Source organism: Streptomyces mayteni (genome assembly GCF_054783955.1).
In genome coordinates this window covers 1-2,669 of sequence record NZ_BAAGPR010000245.1, presented here as the reverse complement: position 1 = coordinate 2,669, position 2,669 = coordinate 1, and the positions used below count along the sequence as shown (strand labels likewise).

General features: G+C 76.7%; 2 protein-coding genes and 1 pseudogene. All 3 read right to left on the bottom strand.

Annotated elements, in window-relative coordinates:
• A pseudogene (locus ACYVPE_RS39650) lies at positions 1-265 on the bottom strand (ComEC/Rec2 family competence protein); the annotation flags it as partial.
• Positions 252-1,184 carry a helix-hairpin-helix domain-containing protein gene (locus tag ACYVPE_RS39645; RefSeq protein WP_461038702.1) on the bottom strand — a complete coding sequence of 311 codons (933 nt, stop codon included), beginning with the start codon at positions 1,182-1,184 and terminating at the stop codon, positions 252-254. The gene ACYVPE_RS39645 and the pseudogene ACYVPE_RS39650, both read right to left, overlap by 14 nt.
• Positions 1,185-1,495: 311 nt before the next feature.
• Positions 1,496-2,341 (bottom strand): DegV family protein, encoded by an 846-nt coding sequence (locus ACYVPE_RS39640; protein ID WP_461038701.1) that lies wholly within the window; start codon positions 2,339-2,341, stop codon positions 1,496-1,498.
• Between the last annotated feature and the right edge of the window lie 328 nt (positions 2,342-2,669).

Genomic DNA, 2,669 nt, shown 5'->3' with positions numbered 1-2,669 from the left:
GCCCGCGCCCCAGCAGGGCGCCGGCGAGCAGGCAGCAGCAGCACACGCCGAGCGCCGTGGCCCGGCCGGCGGCGTCGAGGGCCAGCGCGGCGGCCACCCAGGCGGCCGCCGCCGGGCCGACGAGACGCAGGTCGGCTGGCACCCGCCGGTGGTGCGGGTGGGAGGAGCCGAGCCGGTGCCCGGTGGCGACGTGGACCGGATGCCGGCGGGACGGAGCGGGGGCGGGCGAAGCGGGCGCGGGCGGCGGGGAGTCAGAGCGTGACACGGTCCCTCAGATCGGCCAGCCGCCGGTCTCCGATACCGGAGACCTCGCCCAACTGCTCGATGGTGGTGAACGCCCCGTTGGACTCCCGGTATCCGATGATGTTGCCGGCCAGCACCGGGCCGACGCCCGGGAGTTCCTGGAGCTGCTCGGACGTCGCCGTGTTGATGCTGATCAGGCCGCCGGCGGGGGCGGAGCTCGGCCCCGGCCCGGGGGGTGGTGGGGCGCCGACCAGGATCTGCTCGCCGTCCACCAGCGGCCGGGCCCGGTTGAGCGCGTCGGTGTCGGTGCCCGGGGCGCTGCCGCCGGCCGCCTCGATGGCGTCCGCCACCCGGGACCCGGCCGGCAGCGAGTAGATCCCTGGCTCGGCCACCTCCCCGGCGACGTCGACCACCAGCGGGGCCGTGGCAGCGGGTGAACTGGTGGGGCCGTCGGTGGGCGCGTCGGTGGCCGCGGCCGGGGGGTTCGAGGTGGCGACGGTGACGGCCTGGGGCCGGCCCGTCCAGAAGTGGTGGACGGCGAAGCCGGCCGCGACCAGCAGCAGCACGGCGAGTGCGGAGAGGGTGCGTGGTTCGAGCCCGCACCGTGGCCGCAGCCACGTGGGCCACCGCTCCCCCGCCGCCAGCCGGGCCCGCCGCCACGGCGAGGCGCCGGCCGGTGAGGACTCGTCCGCAGGTGGTGCTGGTGGTGGTGGTGGGTCGTCGGTGCCGGCCCGTGGCACCACCCGCCAGCCGTGCGCCGGCACCGTCAACTGCCCGGTGGCCCAGGTCAGCTCCGGGGAGAACAGCGCCTCGGCCCTGGCCAACACCGCGGCCCGCCGCGCCGCCCGCCGCCGCCCCGGCCCGCCCCGGCCGCCCTCACCAGGACCGCGGCCCGCCGCCGGCCCTCTGGCCCGCGCCCCTCGTCTCGTTCTCGTCTCCATGTCCCGGACGGTAGAACGGATTTCCCGGACGCATCGGGACGGGCTGTGATTCTGTGGATCATCTCGGACTTGTGGATAACTTGCTCACTCGTGAGGGTGAAGGGGCCGGCCGGAGCTAGGGCCTGTCTTTTGGGTCTTCGTGGATCAGGCCTTGGCTCCCCCAGGCCTGGCGGCCTGGGAGGTACCCCCAGATGCGGTGCATCGCAAGGCGCCGGATCGCAGCTCATACTTGGCCGTATTCGCGCGATTCGGTAACGCAGCGAGGTGCCGTAGCTGGCGTCGCGGCCCCACGAAGATCCGGAAGACAGGCCCTAGCGTGGGGCGACCACCGCGCCGAGCAGTCCGGGCCCGGTGTGGGCCCCCAACACCGCGCCCACCTCGCTGACATGCAGTTCGGCGAGGCCGGGAAGCCGCTCCCGCAGCCGCTCCGCGAGCCCGGCCGCCCGTTCCTCGGCCGCCAGATGGTGCACGGCCACGTCCACAGGACCGGTGCCGGCGTGCGCGACCGCCAACTCCTCGAGCCGCGCTATGGCGCGCGAGGCGGTGCGCACCTTCTCGGTCAACTCGATCCGGCCGTTGGCCAGTTCGAGCAGCGGCTTGACGGCGAGCGCGGAGCCGAACAGGGCCTGGGCGGTGCCGATCCGGCCGCCGCGGCGCAGATGCTCCAGGGTGTCGACGTAGAAGTACGAGCGGGTGGCCTCGGCCCGCTTGCGCGCGTACGCCACGGCCTCGTCGAGCGAACCGCCGGCCGCCGCCACCTCGGCGGCGGCCAGCACGCAGAAGCCGAGCGCCATCGCGACCAGGCCGCTGTCCACGACCCGCACCGGCACGGGGGCCTCGCGGGCAGCGACCACCGCGGCGTCGTGGGTGCCGGAGATCTCGGCGGACAGGTGCAGCGAGACGATCCCGTCGGCGCCGGCCGCGGCCGCCGCCCGGTAGGCGGCGGCGAACGTCTCGGGGCTGGGCCGGGAGGTGGTCACCGGCTGGCGCTGCTGGAGCGCGTCGGCGAGCCGCCGCGCCGAGTCGCCGGTGCCGTCGGGTAGCGCCTCGCCGGCGATGACGACGGTCAGCGGGACGACGGTGATGCCGTGCGTCGTGACCGCCGTCGGCGGCAGATACGCGGTGGAATCCGTGACGATGGCGACAGAGCGGGGCATAGACCGGAGCGTACCGGCCCTGACGGGCCGGAACCGACCGGCGGCGGTGGGCTCTGGGGCGGCCGCGGCGCCCGGCGCTCCGCGCGGGGTTTTCCCCACCCACCCGCCCTTTGTTCCGCGCTGCGCGCGGTGGGGCCCCGGCCCGGGGGCCGAGGGCGGCTGCGCCGCCCGGCCCTCCGGGCCACGGGCCCAGGCCCCGCGGGGCTCCGCCCCGCCGGAGGGCACGTGCTCCCGGCCCGCGGCGGCTACGCCGCCGGGCCGCCAGCCCGCTGCCGCGCAAGCCACCCGCGAGGGCGGGTGGGTGGGCGCGGCACGGCCGCCAGGCCGA